20 protein-coding genes are annotated in these 20,306 nt (G+C 32.8%); 1 reads left to right on the forward strand and 19 read right to left on the reverse strand.

All coding sequences use genetic code 11. The features are described 5' to 3' along the window. Positions 1 to 327 precede the first annotated feature (327 nt). The 15 genes from SJY23_RS00535 to SJY23_RS00605 all read right to left on the reverse strand — a co-directional run bounded on the left by SJY23_RS00535 (position 328) and on the right by SJY23_RS00605 (position 15,036). On the reverse strand, positions 328 to 1,203 hold the full coding sequence (locus SJY23_RS00535) for an N-acetylneuraminate synthase family protein (protein ID WP_396597054.1): 876 nt from the start codon (positions 1,201 to 1,203) through the stop codon (positions 328 to 330). Continuing rightward, the gene (locus tag SJY23_RS00540) at positions 1,196 to 2,359 is read right to left on the reverse strand and encodes a cytidylyltransferase domain-containing protein (RefSeq protein ID WP_396597055.1); all 1,164 of its coding nucleotides are present in this window, start codon (positions 2,357 to 2,359) and stop codon (positions 1,196 to 1,198) included. Before SJY23_RS00540 ends, SJY23_RS00535 begins: the two co-directional genes overlap by 8 nt. A 109-nt stretch (positions 2,360 to 2,468) precedes the next feature. Next, positions 2,469 to 2,930, reverse strand: a complete 462-nt coding sequence (locus SJY23_RS00545) for a beta-1,6-N-acetylglucosaminyltransferase (RefSeq protein WP_396598088.1) — start codon at positions 2,928 to 2,930, stop codon at positions 2,469 to 2,471. Positions 2,931 to 3,053: 123 nt separating this feature from the next. After that, entirely contained in the window at positions 3,054 to 3,965 is a 912-nt protein-coding gene (locus tag SJY23_RS00550; RefSeq protein WP_396597056.1) for a hypothetical protein, read from the reverse strand. 1 nt (position 3,966) lies between these two features. After that, positions 3,967 to 5,406 (reverse strand): MBOAT family O-acyltransferase, encoded by a 1,440-nt coding sequence (locus SJY23_RS00555; protein ID WP_396597057.1) that lies wholly within the window; start codon positions 5,404 to 5,406, stop codon positions 3,967 to 3,969. Between the two features lie 4 nt (positions 5,407 to 5,410). Beyond that, the gene (locus SJY23_RS00560; RefSeq protein ID WP_396597058.1) at positions 5,411 to 6,289 is read right to left on the reverse strand and encodes a glycosyltransferase family 2 protein; all 879 of its coding nucleotides are present in this window, start codon (positions 6,287 to 6,289) and stop codon (positions 5,411 to 5,413) included. Further along, positions 6,289 to 7,443: a glycosyltransferase family 4 protein gene (locus tag SJY23_RS00565; protein WP_396597059.1), complete on the reverse strand. Its 1,155-nt coding sequence runs from the start codon at positions 7,441 to 7,443 to the stop codon at positions 6,289 to 6,291. Before SJY23_RS00565 ends, SJY23_RS00560 begins: the two co-directional genes overlap by 1 nt. After that, positions 7,440 to 8,618: a glycosyltransferase family 4 protein gene (locus SJY23_RS00570; protein WP_396597060.1), complete on the reverse strand. Its 1,179-nt coding sequence runs from the start codon at positions 8,616 to 8,618 to the stop codon at positions 7,440 to 7,442. Before SJY23_RS00570 ends, SJY23_RS00565 begins: the two co-directional genes overlap by 4 nt. Continuing rightward, positions 8,615 to 9,646 carry an acyltransferase family protein gene (locus tag SJY23_RS00575; RefSeq protein ID WP_396597061.1) on the reverse strand — a complete coding sequence of 344 codons (1,032 nt, stop codon included), beginning with the start codon at positions 9,644 to 9,646 and terminating at the stop codon, positions 8,615 to 8,617. The genes SJY23_RS00570 and SJY23_RS00575 overlap by 4 nt, the downstream gene beginning before the upstream one ends. Position 9,647: 1 nt before the next feature. Continuing rightward, the gene (locus SJY23_RS00580) at positions 9,648 to 10,430 is read right to left on the reverse strand and encodes a glycosyltransferase (protein WP_396597062.1); all 783 of its coding nucleotides are present in this window, start codon (positions 10,428 to 10,430) and stop codon (positions 9,648 to 9,650) included. Between the two features lie 5 nt (positions 10,431 to 10,435). Next, on the reverse strand, positions 10,436 to 11,296 hold the full coding sequence (locus SJY23_RS00585; RefSeq protein ID WP_396597063.1) for a glycosyltransferase family 2 protein: 861 nt from the start codon (positions 11,294 to 11,296) through the stop codon (positions 10,436 to 10,438). Then, on the reverse strand, positions 11,296 to 12,150 hold the full coding sequence (locus tag SJY23_RS00590) for a glycosyltransferase family 2 protein (RefSeq protein WP_396597064.1): 855 nt from the start codon (positions 12,148 to 12,150) through the stop codon (positions 11,296 to 11,298). The genes SJY23_RS00585 and SJY23_RS00590 overlap by 1 nt, the downstream gene beginning before the upstream one ends. Positions 12,151 to 12,290: 140 nt before the next feature. Next, positions 12,291 to 13,223 carry a glycosyltransferase family 2 protein gene (locus SJY23_RS00595; protein ID WP_396597065.1) on the reverse strand — a complete coding sequence of 311 codons (933 nt, stop codon included), beginning with the start codon at positions 13,221 to 13,223 and terminating at the stop codon, positions 12,291 to 12,293. A 5-nt stretch (positions 13,224 to 13,228) separates the two neighbouring features. Next, positions 13,229 to 14,071: a glycosyltransferase family 2 protein gene (locus SJY23_RS00600; RefSeq protein ID WP_396597066.1), complete on the reverse strand. Its 843-nt coding sequence runs from the start codon at positions 14,069 to 14,071 to the stop codon at positions 13,229 to 13,231. A 107-nt stretch (positions 14,072 to 14,178) separates the two neighbouring features. Beyond that, the gene (locus SJY23_RS00605; protein WP_396597067.1) at positions 14,179 to 15,036 is read right to left on the reverse strand and encodes a glycosyltransferase family 2 protein; all 858 of its coding nucleotides are present in this window, start codon (positions 15,034 to 15,036) and stop codon (positions 14,179 to 14,181) included. Positions 15,037 to 15,191: 155 nt separating this feature from the next. Between SJY23_RS00605 and SJY23_RS00610 the strand changes: the two genes are divergently transcribed. Further along, positions 15,192 to 15,935 (forward strand): FkbM family methyltransferase, encoded by a 744-nt coding sequence (locus SJY23_RS00610; protein WP_396597068.1) that lies wholly within the window; start codon positions 15,192 to 15,194, stop codon positions 15,933 to 15,935. A 4-nt stretch (positions 15,936 to 15,939) separates the two neighbouring features. Here the strand turns inward: SJY23_RS00610 and SJY23_RS00615 are convergent, their stop codons facing one another. From SJY23_RS00615 to SJY23_RS00630, 4 genes are read right to left on the reverse strand one after another with little or no spacing between them, the layout of a single operon-like run. After that, positions 15,940 to 16,800 (reverse strand): FkbM family methyltransferase, encoded by an 861-nt coding sequence (locus SJY23_RS00615; protein ID WP_396597069.1) that lies wholly within the window; start codon positions 16,798 to 16,800, stop codon positions 15,940 to 15,942. A 12-nt stretch (positions 16,801 to 16,812) separates the two neighbouring features. Then, on the reverse strand, positions 16,813 to 18,108 hold the full coding sequence (locus SJY23_RS00620) for a polysaccharide ABC transporter ATP-binding protein (protein ID WP_396597070.1): 1,296 nt from the start codon (positions 18,106 to 18,108) through the stop codon (positions 16,813 to 16,815). Next, positions 18,105 to 19,517, reverse strand: coding sequence for a hypothetical protein (locus tag SJY23_RS00625; RefSeq protein ID WP_396597071.1), 1,413 nt, complete (start codon positions 19,515 to 19,517; stop codon positions 18,105 to 18,107). Before SJY23_RS00625 ends, SJY23_RS00620 begins: the two co-directional genes overlap by 4 nt. Then, entirely contained in the window at positions 19,505 to 20,227 is a 723-nt protein-coding gene (locus SJY23_RS00630) for a glycosyltransferase (RefSeq protein ID WP_396597072.1), read from the reverse strand. Before SJY23_RS00630 ends, SJY23_RS00625 begins: the two co-directional genes overlap by 13 nt. Positions 20,228 to 20,306 lie beyond the last annotated feature (79 nt).

Genomic DNA, 20,306 nt, shown 5'->3' on the forward strand with positions numbered 1-20,306 from the left:
TCAACCAAAGGGGAAATCACATTACCAAGCTCACGTAAAGAGCTCAAAATACATTGTTTACTCTGATGAGATTTCTCGTCGCTGCGCTCTGTCGAAATGACGAGATCTGCTATACTCACCCAATGAGATTTCATTTTGCTCTAGCCTTTTGTCATTTCGACGAAAGGAGAAATCACATTATCTAGCTCAAGTAAAAAGCTCAGATACAATGCTCACTCTTCTCTGCTTACTCTGATGAGATTTCTCGTCGCTATGCTCTGTCGAAATGACGACTTCTGCTTTTGGTAAGCAATCGAATAATAAACGAGTGCTTTCCTTTAATATCTTCTAAGCCTTCCTATACTTTAATTTATCTCGCTGTACTTGCTCGATAGGCAAAATGTCTGTCGCTTTATAGTTCAATGCTTGATATACCGCCTTTAAATCTCTAGAAAGCTTTCTCATTCCCGCTGGTTCCAGTGATGCACTGTGATCTGTACCTTTCCAAGTACGATCTAGCGTATAGTGTCGTTCTACAATGTTTGCACCAAGTGTATAAGCAGCAACGTCTACTGCAATACCTAGATGGTGACCAGAAAAGCCGATGTGCTTTACACGATCGCCATACTTCTCTATGAGCGTTTTAATATCCAGCAAACAAACATCTGGAAATGGTACTGGATATCCAGAGGTACAGTTATAAAGCACTAGATCTTTACCTCTGTTATGCTTTTCAAAAAACTGTACTAGTTCCTCGATCTCATCTCTAGTAGTCATCCCAGTAGAGCAATGTATCTCCCCTTTATAATTCTCACATAACCACCCTAGCATGTCGTAATGATTATTACAAGCACTTGGTATTTTTATAAACTCTGGGTGAAGCCCTGCTATTTCCTTTGCACTCGTTGTATCCCAAACCGAAGTTGCATAGGTAATGCCTAACTCTTCACAAAAAGCCTTAAGCTCTGCGTGCTGATTTACATCAAATTCTAAGAATTCTCTATGTGCCCCATACGTATCACCGTAAGAGTTTACAGGGTTCGGATGTGGTGCTTCGTATTGTTCTTTAGTAAGAAGTTCAATATTATGTCGCTTCTGGAATTTTACAGCATCTACGTTACAGAAGATAGCCGCTACTTTAATCATCTCCTTTGCGATTTCCATATCGCCTTTATGGTTTCCGCCTATTTCAGCAATAGTATAAGGCGCTTTGTAATTACTCATATCGGTTATTGTATTTTATAATAAAGTCACAGGCTTCGCGTATTGCTCCTTCTGCGCTATTGTTTTGTAGTATAATATCTGCGTGATTCTTGATAGGCATTGTAGCATTTACAGGGGTAAGTGACCAACCTGCAGCACAAATATTTGCCATATCATTCACATCATCACCTATATAAGCAATGTTTGAAAAGGAAAGACCTCTATCTGACACAATTCTAGAAAGCAAGCTATACTTGTCTTTCACTCCTAGGTACACATCGTTTATTTTTAATTTCTTCATTCGGCTGGCAACTATTTGAGAATCCTCAGATGTCATCACCATTACCTCAACATTATATTGTCTCAAAATCTCAAGTCCCATTCCATCGCGCATATCAAACTTTTTCATCAGTTCGCCCTCTGCACCATAATAGATACAGCCATCTGTAAACACGCCATCTACATCAAGTATAAGATGTGTAATTCGGTTACTTTGCTTCTTAGTTTTTAAACGAGCGGCTAGCAATTCCTCCACGATTTTCCAGTCGGTCAGCGTGTCTATCTCTGTAAGACTATCCTCTGGCATGTGTACCGTAGCTATTTTACCACTGATTCTGTTTCCGCTTTCGCGAAAAGCGTCACGCGTTGTCACATAGCAAGCTCCATTCTCAATAAGTAACCCATGAAAATCTTGTCTACGCGGTCGGTTGAACACATCATAATTTTGAGGTGTTCCATCTGCATTCCAAGTGAATCGGTGTGTATTTACCACCGTAAGAGCCGAATCATTATTCGTATCTGACGCTACTGCATCTAGGCACGCATTTATATCATGAGAAGTTGTAAAAGGTGATGTTGCTTGGAGTAAACACAGTATATCAAAATCTTCTCTTAAACCAGCTACAAACTCCTGCATCCCCATTTCTGTTGATGCGGTATCAGTAGCGCTCTCGTCGCTACGTTGTACGGCTTTTACTTTATCTGTCCAGTGATATTCTTTTTCTACAAAAGCGATGATATCCTCATCATCCGTATAAATATAGATAGTATCAAGACGTGAAGCTATAGCTTCACCTAAGACCCAGCAGAATAGTGGGCGACCTAGGAGTTTCTTTTTATTTTTACCTGGAATGCCTTTTGAGCCTTTACGCAGGGGTATAAAACCGATGCTTTTCATTGTGGTTGGGTTGTACTTAAAGCTTTAACACCGCCTTAACTATTTATCCGATAAAAGTATGCATTTTTAGGTTAAAACACTTGTAGTAAACTGTACTTCTCAATTGGTTTTATTCCTGTCTATACTTACTAAGTATCTCCAAGAGTGTATTTCTATCTTGACTCAATTTACGAGCAAATAATTTCTTACTATTTATGATACTCTCAAAGTCTGTTTCATCTAGAAAAGCTGGGTTTCCACCTCTATCCGTAGTCCAATCCATGTACCGCAGGTCATCATGGTTAATAGATTCCTTAAAACTTGAGTTCATAAGCACTGTTTGGAAATACATCTCTTCTGCACAAAATGTAAAATTAAATCGCTTTAAAAATTTAGGGTTTTCTTGAGTGTGAGTTATCACATATTGGACAGCTTCTCTAGTGAGAGACCAATATGTATTACCTCCATACAATTGACTCATAGATTTTTTTATAGATCTCTTAAACTTGAGACGTAATTGTAATCGCTGAGTCAGATATATCCACTTATTAGTTTTTTTTGCGTTGAAAAGGTTACCATAATTATGTGAAATATTTACGAAAGATTATTTTCAATTACTTAATTAAGACTACCTTCTTTTCAATATAATTATTAGAAATTAAAACTAAAGCCATCCATATACCGTCAAATCGATAAAACTTATTCTTGGCGGTCATTAAAACAGCTCTTTCTTATTGTTTATAAAGTCACTTACATCTTTTGTAAATAGTTTAGCACCTTTATAATTTAGATGAGATTCGTCATAAAAATACTTTTCATCTTTATATATTGATTTATTATCGTCATAAATAAATAGACTAAAATCATCAGGAACAAGCTGTAGAAATCTTTTTAAAAACCCCTTGTTAAACGAGCTTAAGTTAGGCGGAAAAATATAGTGAATTTTAATATTTTTTTCTTGACATAACTCTTGAATTTGATTAAGTGAGTTAATTTTTTCAACATCCTCTTCAACAGTATAGTCATCAGTAGGCTTTGATGAAATATTTGTAATATAAAGAGATTTTCCATAAAGAATTTGAGACCCATAGTCATCTATAAGCCAATTATTCACAGGTTTAATTTTATTAAACTTGAGTTGAGAGCTCTGTAATCTCAAACAATAGATATATCTTGAAGCAATCGAGTGTTTTTTCAACTTAATCAGCGTGTCATTTATTTCATTGTAATGGGCAAGTGGATACAAACGATCATATCTAAAAGACAAGACTGGCTCTGCATCCAAAAGAGCAGGATTATCGATTACTAGAAATAAATTTTGAGGAGCACTATTATGCAGTAGGTAGCTTTTGAAAATATAAGATTGAAAGTTTATATCACTCCCTCTATAAGATAGGTTGTATGTAGTAAGGCCTGTTTCATTTTCTAGTTGTTCTCCAATAAGATTTCCTATTCCCCTACTAGAACCTAAAATAATAAGTTCCTTATCCATTCCTCCCTCTAGAATCTTCTCTAGTTTTTTATCTGATTGCAGTTTACTAGTTTTCACTAAAATGAAGTAGGCGGCCTTATCAATTATGAAAAAGATTAATGCAAAAATCAGTATTTGTTTAATGAACTTTTTCATATTAAAATTGGAAATAAATAAACTCCTGAGTTGATTCATTACTGTACACTAAAATCAACGCAAATAATAGTAGATAAAAAGACCATTTTATAACACGATAACGTCTCACTAATATATTCTCAAGAGCGTACTTATCTCTTCTGCCTAACCACTCAACGCTCATAAATATAATAATCGTTACAATAAGATCCGAAGGTCTTATCTCAGGTAATGCAAACAAGCCTGTTGAAAAGATATCTTCTATATATACCATGGCGTGACCCAAAGAGTTCGCTCTAAAAAAAATCCAAGCAAAAACAGTGATTCCAAATGTACCTAACATACTCAGCCCTTCTTTTAAAGAAGGTAGATAGCTATTAGTTGCCACCACACCTAAGTGATTCCGGTTGCGCTTTGTAAGTAATAATGGCAAAAAGTAAATAGCATTAAGTAATCCCCAAATAATGAAAGTCCAGTTTGCTCCATGCCAAAAACCGCTAACCAAAAAGATGATAAACGTATTGCGTACTTTCATCCAAGTGCCTCCTCTACTACCTCCCAGAGGGATATATAAATAATCTCTAAACCAGGTAGATAGCGAGATGTGCCATCGCCTCCAGAACTCTGCAATATCTCTTGAGAAATAAGGCGTGGCAAAGTTTTGTTTTAAATCAAATCCAAACAGCCTAGAGGTCCCAATAGCTATGTCTGAATACCCTGAGAAGTCTCCATAAATCTGGAAAGTAAAAAATAGCGCTCCCATGACTAACGTACTGCCTGAGTAGCCTGTAGAGTTGTTAAAGATGTCATTTGCATACTGTGCACATTGATCTGCAATAACGACCTTTTTAAAAAGTCCCCATAAAATTTGCCGACAGCCGTCAACTGCCTTTGAATAATGAAACTCGCGTTTCTTATAGAACTGCGGCAATAAATCTGTTGCTCTTTCTATAGGGCCCGCTACAAGCTGAGGGAAGAAGCTTACAAAAGCTAGAAAGGAAACAATATCCTGAGTAGGTTCTAATTTCCGTTTATAAACATCTATAGTATAACTTAATGTTTGGAACGTGTAAAAACTAATCCCTACGGGTAATATAATATTTAACGTATTAGGTTGAATAGATGCTCCAAAGAAGGAAAAAGCTTCTATAAAATTATCAATAAAAAAATTATAATACTTAAAGAATCCAAGAAAGCCAAGATTCACTAGAATGCTTAGCCATAGATATAGCTTACGCCATGGCGTACGCTCTTCCTGAGTTAAAAATCTACCAATACAATAATCAACTAGGGAACTAAAAATGATAAGTGCAAGAAACCTCCAGTCCCACCAGCAATAAAACACATAACTAGCAGCAACAATTAGCGCGTTCTGTAGACGTAAGTTTTTATTTGTTACAAACCAATAAAGCATGAAAACTATAGGAAGAAATACGGCGAAGTCTAGAGAGTTAAAAAACATTTTTTTAATATTTTAAATCCCTTAATTGCTTCCTCTTCTCAATAGTATACAACTGCACTGGCTTTCTGTAAGATAATGTGCTTTTTATATTTAGAAGTGTACCTATTAAAACTCGCCAATATGCCTTAAAATAAGTCCAATCACTCAATGCATATTTCCTGAAATTATGCAGCAATGTTCTTAGAATTCTACGAGCTGGTTTTGGGTAATACACTAGATAATAATTCAACACGTTACGCAGTTGGTGCTCAAATCTAAAATAATTACGGCCCATAACTTTACGTTTCTGAACGTTTACTCTATGGTTTACTTTAAGATTATAATCATATAAAATATCATAACCTGCATCCATCACCTCTATAGCCACAGCAGATTCTTCTCCATAAATATCCATCCATAAAGGAAAACCATTGATAGCATCATAAACTTCTTTTTTGATAGCAAATCCGCAACCTACAAAATCATTTGTTTGATACGAAGCTCCATCTATAGATTGTGATAACGCCTCTTCATCTGTTTCAAATAAACCACGCACCTCTTGAATAGCAAGTATACCAAGGTTTCTGTTTTTGCGAAAGCGAGATTCTATCTCAACTGTAAAATCTGGGCTTATGGGATGTGCGTCGTCGTCTAAACCAACAAAAATTCTCCCTTTAGCTAGTCTGTAAAGTTCATTTCTCGCTGGAGATGCACTTATACTTTGATCCGTTGTAATCCAATGTACCCAATCATATTCTGCAATCAAAGGGTGTGTTTGCTCACAGCCATCTATAAATACAAGCACCTCATGACTGTCTAGATCAATAATTTTTTTAAGCCTGTCGAGCGTTATTCTCAAGTCTACAGGTCTATTTCTTGTAACTATTAAAAAAGAAATATCCATTAGAAATTATGATTGCTATAAATATGATTATATAATGCCACTATTTGCGACCGTAAGATAGCTCTATTATAATTTTTATTAATAAACGAAGTGTTGAATTCCTGAGCTTTCTCTCTGAGTGATTGATTATCCAGTGCAGATTCTATAAGTCTAGCAATCTCTTTTGAGTTGAACGGATCTCTAATAAGGAATCCATTTTCGCCATTTCTCAAAACTTCTTCAGTTACTCCACCAGGATTAGACTGAATTGGAAAAGCACCCATCCCCATTGCTTCCAGCAGCGCATTAGGCATACCATCAGAAAGACTATTTGCAATATGAATACTACTTCCCCCCATAATTCTCAAAAGGTCTGTATTATTTATAAAATTGTGCCTTGAGTAGATTTTTATTCCAAGCGCAGATAATTGTGTTGAATTATTAATCTGAGATTCAATGGCACGATCTGCACTATAAATAATAATTGACCTTCCATCTAACCACCTACTATTTAAGAGCTCTATAGCTTTGAGAATTACAGAAGCCTTCCCTACTCCGTCCTCATATCCCTTTATAATAATGGCATTTCTGTCAGCTACAACTCGCATATAAGACATTTCTAAATCAATCCCTCCATTGCCTGGGAATACGCCTAGCGATGTTCCATCAAAACCATTTTCTTTTGCAATTACTTGATCTCTCTTGCAGTCTGTAATCAAGTAATCTACTCTTTTTAAAAATGCTGTTGCTACCTCTTGAGAAACTCCCAATCGCTTGAAGTCAAAAAGATCACTTCCCCAAGAGGAATAAATTAATGGAACTGGTAAATCTTGAATAACAGAAAGTATTGGAAGTCCAGCTAGTTGCATCTCAAAGCAATGGACAATATCTGGCTGTATTTCTTGGTATACTCTCGCGAAGGCCTCATCAACAGCGTGTTCATTCCAGTGCTGAATGGTCTCATATAATTTTGGTAATCCACCTTTAACCCTAGATCTCAAAGGGAAATCCCATTTGAGCTTCCATCCTTTAATTTGTGTAGCCCAAGAAATTTTGGGCGATGCAGCCCCACCATCTGTCACATCAAACCAAAATACTTCATACCCCGACTTCTCCAGCTGGTTTACCCATTGAAAAAAGTGATGATTCGGTATGGCTACGGTTAGAATTTTCAATTAAGTAATTCTTTAACAACTCTAATGTATTGAGAAGCAATTTCTGCATTACTATACTTTGCAAGATAACGTTCTCTTACTTGTCTTTTAACTCTAACTAGTTCATCTTGGTATAAGGACTCAACAGACTTAATTGTATCTAAAAGCGATTGAGGATCATTTATATCAAACCAAAATTGATTATCTGTATCCTCTAGACGTTCTTGGGTAGCACCTACTTTAGTAGAGATGATTATTTTACCGGCTGCCATTGCCTCTATACTTACTAAAGGACCAGCCTCCTCTAGCGATGGAATAATTAAAACATCTATTTTAGAAAAAAATGTTGTTATCTCTTCACTTTTTAATTTACCTATGAAAGCGCGTTCTGGTCGCATTGAACAATATTCAATTACCTCACTTTTAAACGGGCCATCACCAGCAAAAATGATAGGTATTCTTAATGAATCTGTTATTTGCAATAATTCCAAAATTCCCTTTTCATTGCCGAAACGGCCTAAATAACCATATGTGATATTTTTATTGTAATCTAATGGGATTTTTAATAGGTGCCCTTCATTTAAAGTAGTTTGATCAATAATTGTTTTATTGTTTGGCCATATTTTATCCGCATTAAGACTATTGAGCTTAGAATGTACTAAAATTCTATAATCATTTTTAAAGATAGACTTCAACTCATCGGTTATTCCATAAATTGTCCCAGTTGTTCTAAAAAGAAACTTTTTCTTCTGAGTGAATGAATAATTAACTATTTCTTTTAACCATTTTGATTGAAAATCTCCACAGAAAACAATAACATCATTTTCTGAGATAGCACTCTGAATTGTCTGCAAATAAAGCTTATTAAAATCATATAATTGATGCGTAACTTTATTGCCCATAAATGTAATGGGAGCATCAACTCTGCCATTCAAAAATTTAGTAAGCTTACTCGACAACCTTATTAACAAATGCTCTTTGTATATTTCTCTTGATACGTTGCTCCAAGTAAAATTTTTATGATTTAAAAGGGCGTACGACTTTTCTGTCATATGGATTGTAGATAGAAAGTTTACCGCATAATATTCAACAAAACTATTTGCTAAAATTTTTGCTTCAACCTCTCTACCGCCAAAATCAGCTATTGGACCAATTATTAGAATCTTAACTTGATTTATCATTTTTAACTTCTTCACTGTTTGTACAACATAGCTCTTTTCTCAATAAGATGCCAAGATAAATAACCAAACAAAATTGATATAGATATTGAAAGAATAATAAAAATCTCTATACTAGGTTTATATAAATAGATTAATAATTGTTGTACTGGAAATGCATAGATATAAATCCCATAAGAAGGGTCTCCATATTTTGAAAAATTAGAGATGTACTTAACTGGAAGAAAACCTAAACCAACTATAAAAGGAGGAAATAAGATGTGCTTTACTTGATTATATAAGCCTATCTTAAAGAAAACTAGTATTGTTATAAACAGTAAACTTACAAGAATTTTACTATTCCATTTTGTAAAATCTAATATTGCAAGTAAAGATCCTACCACAAAAAAACTTCCAAGGTTTAGTATATGCAAACCTTGCATACCTAAAATCTTAACTCCTCCAAAGGTATCAATCCATAAGTGATACATACTCAACATTACCAATGCTATGAAACTAATGGCGATTGTTATAAAAATAGGTCTACCTCTTATAAAAAACAGGAGAGCTATGGCTAAGTACAAAGAAAACTCATACTGTATCGTCCATAGTGACCCATTTATAGAGTGATAAGAATTCTCATCAAAAACTCCAGAAATAACGCCCTGAAAGCCGTATAGTGATAAATTATTAGGAAGGTATGTCCAAAAACTAGAATTTAATAATAGTGGTGTTTTACCTTCATATATCAATCCTACAAACAGAAGTGATAAAAGTAGTACTATCAATAAAGCTGGAAAAACTCTTAATACCCGTTTTTTTAAATACTCATAAAAGTGACTACTTCGTTCAAAACTTTTAAAAATAAAATATCCGCTTATTACAAAAAAACCACTCAAGCCTACACTAGAAAAACTAACTTGATTATTAGTTACTTGCTGGAATAAATCTTGTTGACTTTCTAAACCCGACAATGCGTATGAATGTGTAATAATCACAAATACCGCAAACAGAAATCGTAAAAAATCAAAATTATTTACTCGTTGAGAGCTAAGATGGTTTTGCAAACTAAAACTTTTTAGGTTTATTAATTATAAACTTAATAGTATGAATATAACGCCTAAGAGTATACCATAGATCAACTAATAGTCCTACTTTAAGTCTAAAACTCGTTGCAATAAATCCCTTTGTAGCAGATAAGAAACTAACATCTTGATGCCACAGCTGATAATTACCTATTAAATCATTTTTAAATCTAAAATAGAGTTGCTTTTTTGTTCTCTTTATTTGATAATGAAATATGGATGGAACAAAGTCAATATCATACCCTGCTTTTAGAACTCGTGTAGACCACTCTTTATCCTCAAAAGTTGCTACATCTTCATTAAATGGAATAACTTTCCAAACAGACTTTCTAAAGGCAGATCCAGAAAAAATAAGGCCTGCTTTATTAGGGTCCTCAATTGCACTTACCTCGTTTATGTAGCTTCTATAATCGCTAGAACTATGCAAACAACGAAGCCCTGCGAGCTTATCATTATTTTTAAAGCGTTCTCTAATAAGTTCAAAAAAGTCGTGACTTACTGGGTATGAATGAGCACTAAAGATTACAACAATGGGATGGCTTGCTTTACTAGCTGCAAAGTTTGCACTACCGCCATAAGAGAACTGCTCAATACTCTCAAAACGACAGCCATATGTTTCAGCAACCTGTTTACTATTATCTGTAGAGAGATTATCAATAACAACTATTTCATCAATATTCTCTGCATATCTCGCTACTAGATTTTTGAGTAAAAACGTAAGGGCGGTCTCTTGATTCTTATTTCTTATTACGACAGAAATTTTCATAGTAATTACCCTTTATCTTTAGTCTTCAAAAGCCCCAACAACCTAAAAGGCTTTAGTAAAACTTTTCCTGATTTATACTCTATACTATTTTGTAAGCGTTTCTCTTTTGCCCTGCTTACCTTAAGGTGGTAAGTAAAAACTTCTACACAGTTTTCAAAATCTTCAATATAAAGTTCTTTATGCTTAGTGATAATGTACTGTTTTACAATTTCAGTGTGGTTATTAATTGTATCTACAAGCATAGACTTCTCTGCTTTCCTATAGTAAAATAAATATTCAGGAATTATTTTATATTTCCACCCAGATTTTGTGATTGCAATCCAAAACTCCCAATCTTCAAATCCTTTTTTCATAGACTCATCATAGCCTCCCACTGCTTTCCAGAGGCTCTTCCGGTATAACGATGTAGCAACTAGTTGATTGACATAAAGTAAGTGTTTATAACTATCTCCTTTAGGTTTTAGCTCATTAACGATATTACTTAATGTTCCATCAAAAAACTTACTATAACAGGAAACTACAGCCACATCGCGATTAGTTTCAAGAACTGGGACAAGTGTACTTAATAACGCTTTATGTAAAACATCATCTGCATCTAGCGGAAGGATAAATTCTCCACGACTTATCTCTATACCAGCATTACGAGCGCTAGATAGACCACCATTAGTTTTTTTTATATACTTAAACCTTGCATCTTTTGTACACCACTTTTGAGCCACATTTTCAGTACTGTCTGGACTTCCATCATTTACTATGATACATTCCCAAGCATCAAAAATTTGATCTAAAACAGATTGCAAACTCTCTTGAAGATAATGAGCTTGTTTATAGCAAGGAACGATTATGGACACCTGGGGTATAGTCATCACTTTGTACGTACAAGTTGTTTTAAAAGTTTTATAGGTAAAAGTAAGCTATGTCCTAACCTGTACTCCCTTCCTTTTTGAAGTTTTTCTAAATGGTCTTGGGCAATATTATTTTTATAAATCATTTGCTGTAAAATGAAGCCTAAATTTTCGGTATATAAGTCTTTATGCTTTTTAAAAATTTTCATTCTCAATTCCTCATCATACAAAGCTATGGCAATTGCATCCCTTGAAGATTTTTTTTTGCGGTAATTAAAAAGTGGCTCTTTTATAATTTCCATTTTCCAAGAATTTCTTAAGATTGATAACCAAAAATCCCAATCTTCATATCCATTTTTAAATTGTGTGTCATATCCTCCCACTTCTACCCAACACTCCTTTCTAAATAAAGCAGAAGCAACACCATTATTTTTTGTGAGAAAATCAGTAACTGTGCGACCTTGTGGCCTTATAATATCTTTATTTACTACTCCTTCTCCAAACTCTTTATAAAAACAACATACTACACCTACCTCAGTAATATTATCAAGAATATAAACAGATTTCTCTATAAATGTGTTTTCAAAACTATCATCTGCATCTAGAGTAAGTATGTACTTAGTCGTAGCTTTATTTATACCATAATTTCTCGCTGTACATACTCCTTGATTTTGTTGGTATAAAATTTCTACTCGATCATTGTTTATTTTTCTTAAAACTCCCTTTGTTTCAATGTTAGAACCATCATCTACTATATAGATTTTACTGGGTAATATGGTTTGTGCAAATATAGATTGTAGTGCCTCTAAAACATAGGCGCCATCATTATAACAAGGTATAATGACGGTTACATTATTGCTAACATTTTTTACCATAAGTTGTAAAAATAGGAAAAGTATCTTTTTGTGAGAACGACTTACTTGACTAAGAAATTACAATGCAGATTTGATTTTAAAAAAAATTTTCATTACGATAGTTTTACGCTTTCGCGAAAGCGTAATATCAAATTTTTTCTTTATTCTCTCGCGATCTTAGCTAATTTGTAACCTTTTCCTGTAATATAGCCAGAAATAATAGATAGCGGATACATCAATCCGCTTATACCATTTATTCTTGCTAAAAACAGTGTTGCACCTATTACATTTTCGGGAAATACTTTCTGAGTTGCTACTTTATAAGTTAATAATACGTGACTTGATAATAACCATCTCAATAGCGCTTCCGGAGCAAGATCTTTAACATACTTTGCAGTAATGTAGTAGAGCTCTGCATTCATTATGTCAAAGCGCAACATATCTTTTTTTGCTTTTACTACAAATCCATCATCGTGTATTCTTCTATGTGTAAGAATCTTATCGATTAAAAAACCATTAGTAGTAAGCAAAAGTAACCTTATATTATACTGGTATTCGCTCGCTTGATCTCTAATATCTCCCTCAAACTTTAGTTTATTTGCAAATTCTCTTTTTACTAATAAATCATTTGTTATCCAGGCTGTTTTAAACTGCGCATATCGTAGAGCAGATATAGATGAATTTTTACGATCTATATTGTAAGGTCTTTCTAAAAGTCCTTTAGTATCAAAATTTATACAGTCTGCTACTACAAAATCATATTGACTCTTTTCTAGGGTATTAATACTTACTTCAAGATGAGTGGGTAACATTACGTCATCACTATCAAAAAACTTTACGTAATCACCCTTTGAAAGTGTAAACCCATAATTTCTAGAATGATTTGCACCTTTTTTTTGTGTCTCTGGCCTTAGTGTATAAGTAAACCTTTTATCTTTTGCGACGATAGGAGCTACAATCTCATTTGTATTATCTGTAGATCCATCATCTACAATAATGCACTCAAAGTTCTCATACGTTTGCTGTGCAATAGATTGTAAGGTCTCGAGTATATAAGGAGCTCTATTATAGGTTGCTATTATTATTGATATCATAACAGTTACTGTCGTTTAAAGTTTAAAATATGCTTCACAACTCTCAAACTTCCTATTATTTTATCTCCTAGCTTAAAAGAAATTGATTGCATAAACTTTTTCTGGCGACGTCTTAATTGTATGTTTTGACTTATTAATTGGTGGTAAATATAGGAAGCGTTTTTCTTGTAGAGCTCTTTATATTTATAATACATATAAATCCTTAGCTCCATATCATTAGAAGTAGCTGTATAGGTTCTTGAACCTGCTGTATCAACATAATTAAAGAGTACTTCTCGTACAATCCCAAAGGTAAATCCAGCCTTTAAAATTCTAATATTTAAATCCCAATCCTCATACCCTTTTACCATTTTCTCATCGTAACCTCCAGCCTCAATTATTGCTTTCTTTTTAAACAAAAGACAGGAAAGTGCGCCATTATTAAATAGACAGGACTTTAAAGAAATTTCACTGGGGATATAGGGTAATACTTTCTTGTTATCAATAATTCTTACATATCCACACATCACGGCACCATAATTTTCATCTTCCGCAAACTTCAAAATTGCCTTTTCTAGAAACGTAGATTCAAAATAATCATCTGCGTCAAGTGTCAATATGAATTTGCCACGAGCTTCATTAATTGCAACATTTCTTGCATTTGAAACACCTTTATTTTCTTGAGTAAGAATTTTAATTTTTTCGTTCCCTTTCGCTATGTCTTGTAACACTTGAAGTGAATTATCTACAGATCCGTCGTTTACAACTATAATCTCATCTACAGCAATGCTTTGATGTAATAAACTATCAATAGCCCTACCTATGGTAGATTGTGCATTATAACATGGAATCACAGCAGATACGAACATGGCGCAAAACTAAAGGTTTTAAAACTTATTATTATCTATGTACAGCGTTGTTTCGCTTTTGCGAAAGCGTAATACCAATTCTTAGTCATTCAAAAGTAATTCTCTTTTTAAGATCTTTTCTTTTTTAAAATAAAAGCAAATAATCCAATAATTGAATTTAAAATCTTGAGAAAAAATCTATTGGTAGTAACTAATTCTACTCTTGGATTAATCTTATTATAAAACTTTTGATGCTGTTTATTTGAGATAAGTAACTGGTCAAAATTAGTATCATAGAGATCATAGTTTTCTAGGAGTACTTTTTTACGTTCCTTTTTATGTAACTCATTATATGAAGATGCGGTAGACAAACCACCTTCATAGAATACCGCTATTATAATATCTATTTTGAGATATGATCTTTTCTCTAAGCATATAAGTTTAAAAAAAAATGCCCAATCAGATACAATTTTAAGATCTGTTCTATACACACCATAGCTTTCGAAAAGCGAACGTTTAATAAAGGTAGAAGCGTGACCTAACGAAGTTCTTTTAAAAAAATTAAAATCAATAATTTTTGGATACTTGTTTGTGAATCCATAACCCTTGTCATCTTCAATCCAGAGATTACCATAGACAAGGTCTATATCTCTGATTAGATAATTTTCAACTTTTGAAAACACATCTTCATTGTATAAGAAATCTCCACTATTTAAAAATAAGATATAATCCCCTGTTGCTTGACGAATACCTTTATTCATAGCACTATAAACACCGCTATCTGGCTCACTAATCCAATAGTTGAATTTATCTTTGTGAACTTCAATATAATCAAGACTTCCATCTACAGAAGCACCGTCAATTATGATATGTTCAAAATCTTTGTTAGACTGTGAAAACACACTTGCGCAAGTTTTCTTTAACCCTTTAAGGTCATTTAAATTAACCGTTATTATTGAGACTTTAACCTTTTGCGTTTTAATCATTAATTATTGATGTAAAATAATAGTTGAAATATAATGAATAGTATGGCTTTATTAATCTTAGAATCTATGTCATTTTATGATTTCTCAATCTCAATTTTAAAAAACGAATTCATATCTAGATTGAAAGGTATATTTTTGAACAAATAAATTACCCCATGATTTTACATAAAATTAAGCGTAAAGTAATTCACTTATTAAAAAAGAAATTTGATCTGATTGAAAAATCTGCAATTTCGATGGACTGTGAACGTAGAAAGAAACTACAACTATATTGCGAAATAAATAAAATCATAGATGTAGGTGCAAATAGTGGTCAGTATGCATTAGAACAATTTAAAAGCCTTAATTACAAAGGAAATATTGTTTCTTTTGAGCCTATGAAATCACCATTTCAAACACTTCTTAAAAATTCTAACACATATAATAAATGGGTAGTTATTAATGCTGGATTAGGCGTTACCAAAGAGTCGAAAATCATAAATGTTGCAAAAAATTCATACAGTAGTTCTTTATTGGAAATGCTACCTTCCCATTTAGACAATGCTCCACAATCTGTTTATGTTGATAAGGAAGAAATACAGATAGATACATTATCAAATATTTATAAAACTTATTGTTCTGAAAACGATCATGTTTTTCTTAAGATAGATACCCAGGGCTATGAATACAATGTCTTAGAAGGAGGCTTAGATGTTATAGATAAGGTTAAAATGATTCAAATAGAGATGTCTTTAATCCCTCTTTATGATGGTGAGAAAACTTTTGACCACATGATTAACTACCTCACACAAAAGCATTTTAAACTTGTTTCCATTGAGCCAGGATTTTATAGTGAAACTACGGGTCAGTTACTCCAAATGGACGGAATATTTATAAATACACAACTCGTAAAAATTTAAACCTTTAAACCTTTTTTGCTATTAAATTTGAATAAGTGTAAGCTAGTTTTTTACGGTGAGGAAGCAGGCTTAAATCACGTTGAATATCATACCACTTATAGCCCATGTCTTCTAAAATAGCAAAAAGTTCTTGTACGTAATAGTCGGCATTAAGCGCATTAGCTTCCCCGAATTCAACTATTAAAAGTGGACTAAATTTTGTCAAAAACTGTTGACCTCCTTGCAATACAAATTTCTCCCAGCCTTCTACATCTATTTTGATTACTTTTATTCTCTCAACATCAAGTTCTTTAACTAATGAATCAAGAGTACTTACAGGCACTTTTATCTTTTCTTGTAATTTAGACGGCTCTGGAGCAAAAGAATTCCATGCATCATAACCATTCTTAGAGATGTAAAAATCAAGCTCACTTTTTGAATTAGACAATCCAATATTATGAGTTTGTATATTATCAAAATTATTAGTTTTAATATTCTCGATCAAACGAGAATAGGTAACAGGGTTAGGCTCATAAGCCACAACAAGACCTGCATCACCAACACGTTGCGAAGCTACAAGACTAAACAAACCTATATTTGAACCTATATCTAAAAAGATATCTCCGGAACTTAAGTTAGCCTTTAAAAAATCCAGCTCTAATTCTTCAAATCCATTATAAATGAGCTGTGATAATATACTATCTGAATATAGATTTATTTTAATATTATTTGAAAGTTTGTGCGTAAATGATTTTTCTTTCTTAAAAATCTTATACCAATCTTCTGTTTCTCTCTTTACGAAATCCTTCTCCTTAATAGACACATACTTTGATAATTTTGCAGCTAGCTTTCGGGCAAGTCTATAACTGATAGCATTAAATTTCATACAGTTACTTCTTTAATTTATGTTACTAATACTTCCCCAGTCCATTGCTGGCATTATCACTCCAGGACGACCTCCTGTGTATATAGCATCTACTCCTTTTGTATTTTCTATATCAAAATAAAAAACAAACTTATCATCATTGACAATCCATCTATTGTTGTGAATTCCTACAAGCGGTTTTAATCCATAAGACCCTAACTTCAATAAATTACTTGGAATTCTCATATTAATAGAGTGTTTACCTTTTGGAATAAGCTCCATCTCTAAAGCTTGGTCATCATGATAAGAACGCCACAAAGTTACTCCGGACTTCATATCTAATAAATCAAAACCAATACGTAGGCCAATCGCCTCCTTTAGGATTTCAAATTCATAATAGACATCAATACTTTTATCAGAATAATACATATTATGATTAGCATTAACTTGGTTTACCGTAAGGGCATTAAGATTAAAAACATCATCCTTTTGATGTTTAAAATAGTCTATTAAGTAAGATGATTCTTTTTCTATTTTTCCAACAGCTAAGTATTTATCAATAGCCTTTGCAGTATTACCTATATAACTTACAGCACCATGTTCTAATAAAACGCATTTACTACAGAGCTGCTGTATAGTTCCCATATTATGACTAACGACTAGCACCGTCCTACCTCCTGACTGTGAAATATCTTGCATTTTACCAATAGCCTTTTTCTGAAATTCGGCATCCCCTACTGCAAGTACCTCGTCTACCACAAGAATATCTGGCTCAAGAAATGCGGCGACCGCAAATCCTAATCGCACTCGCATTCCGCTAGAATATCGTTTTACTGGAGTATCAATATACATCTGGCAACCTGAGAAGTCTACAATTTCATCAATTTTTCCCAAAATTTCTGCTTTAGTCATTCCTAATATAGCACCATTTAGAAAAATATTTTCTCTACCGGTAAGTTCAGGATGCATACCAGTACCCACCTCTAGTAAACTAGCAATACGACCTCTTGTTTTTATGCTACCGGTAGTGGGACTGGTTACTCTTGAAAGCATCTTTAATAAGGTAGATTTACCGGCACCATTCTTCCCTATAATACCTAGTATTTCTCCTCGTTGTACCTCAAAATTGATACCCTTCAATGCCCAAACATATTCTGAGCTAGCAGCAGAACTTCTGTCATTAATAGCTCCTACTTGTAAGTATGGGTCTTCCTTACCTCTTATTTTGTGCCAAAAACGGTTTAAATCATGAGAAAGCGTTCCTGTTCCTACAAGACCAAGACGATATTGTTTAGATAAGTTTTCAACCTTGAGGATAGTATGGTTCATTTATTATTTTCCTTAAAAACTATTATATTTTCTAGTGACAAATCGTACTTATAATTAAGATATAGAATGTAACTTTTATTATACCAATGCCCCTTATCCACAGTGAGTTCTTCATAATTTAAAGTTTTTGATTTATATCTTCTTTCAAGAATGATACTATTTTCACTAGTGTTTTTTAGATAGTTAATCCTATTATTCAATCCAATTTCTTGTTTGAGGAAGGACGAATTCCTGAAATCTTCCAATAAATTTAAATAATTATCTGAGATAACAACGTTTAGAAATAATACTACTAAAATTATGGAATAAAGAGTTTTTGTTTTTTTAAAAAAATTCAAAAACCAATCCTTTTTTATAATACAAAAATTCAAAATATTGACAACAAAAATCAATAGCAGTAAAATCTGAATTAGGTTTCCTAGCCTTCCTTCGTTGTAAGATATACCACCCATCGCGTAATTAGGAGTTAATATTATAAGAAATATTGCTCCAACACTAAACAAACATAATTTAATGATGTTGATCGACTTCATCAAATTATTGCTCCGATTAGAATACACAATGAGTATTGATAAAAATATAATCATTACTAGAATCAAAATATCCCCAATATTTAGGAATTGATTAGCTATGAGGGAGACTGTATTCTTTAATGATAAAATAATAGACGCTAAGATATTACCACCATCTTCAAAATGACTTTGTCTGCTTTTAGAACCGGGACCTAGAATTACTAGTAATCCAGATACTAAACTAAAGATTTGAATTATAACTAACTTACTGCAGACTTTATTAAACCTTAAATAAAAGTGTATACTAAAAAGAAAAATTATATAATTATTTAACAAAATAAATATTTCATTATTTCCAATTGCTAATAGAGAAAATATTGAGGCAACCAAAACAGCATATTTCATATTTTGTTTGACACCTAATAACCCATAAATAAACATTAGAAAACAGAGCAAAGAGAATGAATAAACCGTCATTGATGAAATCCAGTAGAAAAATTCGACAGGCAATGGTAATTGTATTATAATTAAAAGCGTCAATAAAAGCGCAGAAATATTCATCACTGAATTATCTACATCCATCTCACTAAAGCTGACAAAACGTTTTATTAGTATTCTTAATATTACAGGAATAGCGATAAAATTAATTAACAAAATTACTTTAAATGTATATCTTCCGTAAAGTGGTAGAATACTTATGAAACCATTAATAAATCTACCATTATGAGAAAAAAACCAATCTGAGTAATTCAAGGAAAAATCATTAATACTCATAATCGCTCTGGTATAATCATCTCCAGACAATTCAGCAAATCGAATAATATACAAAAAAGGTATCAATAGAATAATCAATCCTATTAATAAGAAATTTTTACTAATCTTCGTTATTTGTACCATCTATTAATTTTATAAATATCCATTATCAGCTTTGGGACTGTCGTTATGTTAATATTACTTGATCCTGAGTTTGAATTTAGTCTAAGGAGAGGTACTTCTAAAATATTAGAGCGCACAAACTTATCACTGCACTTGAATCTTAATATTAATTCAATATCAAATAACCAACTTGAGAGAAATTCTTCTTGAAATAAAAATGCTAACTGCGAATCAAACATCTTACACCCACATTGTGTATCTCTTAAGGGAGTTTTGAATCCTATAATATTCTTAGCAATTTTCTTAATAACAGAACTCCCTATTTTTCTTAACAAATTAACATTTCCCATTTTTTTTTGACTTCGATATGATAATGCTAAACTATTGCGTGGAGCCAATACTAAATTAGACTGTAAAGAAATTAATTGATTTAATGGTATATCAAGATCCGCATCAATAAAACTAAAATAGCAATAAGATTGAAGGTTTATTGAGTTTAATGCATACTGAATAACTCTCCCTTTTCCAACATTACTTCCCGATGTTAAAATCTGGCAACACTCAAGATGACCAAAATTATTTATTAGAAATTCATAAGTATTATCAGAGCTACCATCATCGACAAAATAAAAATAAAAATTACTATTATCGAATATAAACTGTTGAAAAGAAATAACATCCAATCGCGTAGTTTCATTAAAACAAGGCACTATTACTGCAATTTTCCTCATAATTTCAAGTGGTCTTTGTAATTTATCATTTTGGAAGTATTTATTAATTTAGACGGAAACGGTTCAAATAGAGGAAAAA

Source organism: Dokdonia sp. R86516 (assembly GCF_044596715.1).
In the GTDB taxonomy this organism is placed as follows: domain Bacteria; phylum Bacteroidota; class Bacteroidia; order Flavobacteriales; family Flavobacteriaceae; genus Dokdonia.

Excerpts from the sequence above, each read along its gene's own strand:
- SJY23_RS00535 (WP_396597054.1), bottom strand. The coding sequence starts at position 1,203 with ATGAGTAATTACAAAGCGCCTTATACTATTGCTGAAATAGGCGGAAAC.
- SJY23_RS00540 (WP_396597055.1), bottom strand. The coding sequence starts at position 2,359 with ATGAAAAGCATCGGTTTTATACCCCTGCGTAAAGGCTCAAAAGGCATT.
- SJY23_RS00550 (WP_396597056.1), bottom strand. The coding sequence starts at position 3,965 with ATGAAAAAGTTCATTAAACAAATACTGATTTTTGCATTAATCTTTTTC.
- SJY23_RS00555 (WP_396597057.1), bottom strand. The coding sequence starts at position 5,406 with ATGTTTTTTAACTCTCTAGACTTCGCCGTATTTCTTCCTATAGTTTTC.
- SJY23_RS00560 (WP_396597058.1), bottom strand. The coding sequence starts at position 6,289 with ATGGATATTTCTTTTTTAATAGTTACAAGAAATAGACCTGTAGACTTG.
- SJY23_RS00580 (WP_396597062.1), bottom strand. The coding sequence starts at position 10,430 with ATGAAAATTTCTGTCGTAATAAGAAATAAGAATCAAGAGACCGCCCTT.
- SJY23_RS00585 (WP_396597063.1), bottom strand. The coding sequence starts at position 11,296 with ATGACTATACCCCAGGTGTCCATAATCGTTCCTTGCTATAAACAAGCT.
- SJY23_RS00590 (WP_396597064.1), bottom strand. The coding sequence starts at position 12,150 with ATGGTAAAAAATGTTAGCAATAATGTAACCGTCATTATACCTTGTTAT.
- SJY23_RS00595 (WP_396597065.1), bottom strand. The coding sequence starts at position 13,223 with ATGATATCAATAATAATAGCAACCTATAATAGAGCTCCTTATATACTC.
- SJY23_RS00600 (WP_396597066.1), bottom strand. The coding sequence starts at position 14,071 with ATGTTCGTATCTGCTGTGATTCCATGTTATAATGCACAATCTACCATA.
- SJY23_RS00605 (WP_396597067.1), bottom strand. The coding sequence starts at position 15,036 with ATGATTAAAACGCAAAAGGTTAAAGTCTCAATAATAACGGTTAATTTA.
- SJY23_RS00610 (WP_396597068.1), top strand. The coding sequence starts at position 15,192 with ATGATTTTACATAAAATTAAGCGTAAAGTAATTCACTTATTAAAAAAG.
- SJY23_RS00615 (WP_396597069.1), bottom strand. The coding sequence starts at position 16,800 with ATGAAATTTAATGCTATCAGTTATAGACTTGCCCGAAAGCTAGCTGCA.
- SJY23_RS00620 (WP_396597070.1), bottom strand. The coding sequence starts at position 18,108 with ATGAACCATACTATCCTCAAGGTTGAAAACTTATCTAAACAATATCGT.
- SJY23_RS00625 (WP_396597071.1), bottom strand. The coding sequence starts at position 19,517 with ATGGTACAAATAACGAAGATTAGTAAAAATTTCTTATTAATAGGATTG.
- SJY23_RS00630 (WP_396597072.1), bottom strand. The coding sequence starts at position 20,227 with ATGAGGAAAATTGCAGTAATAGTGCCTTGTTTTAATGAAACTACGCGA.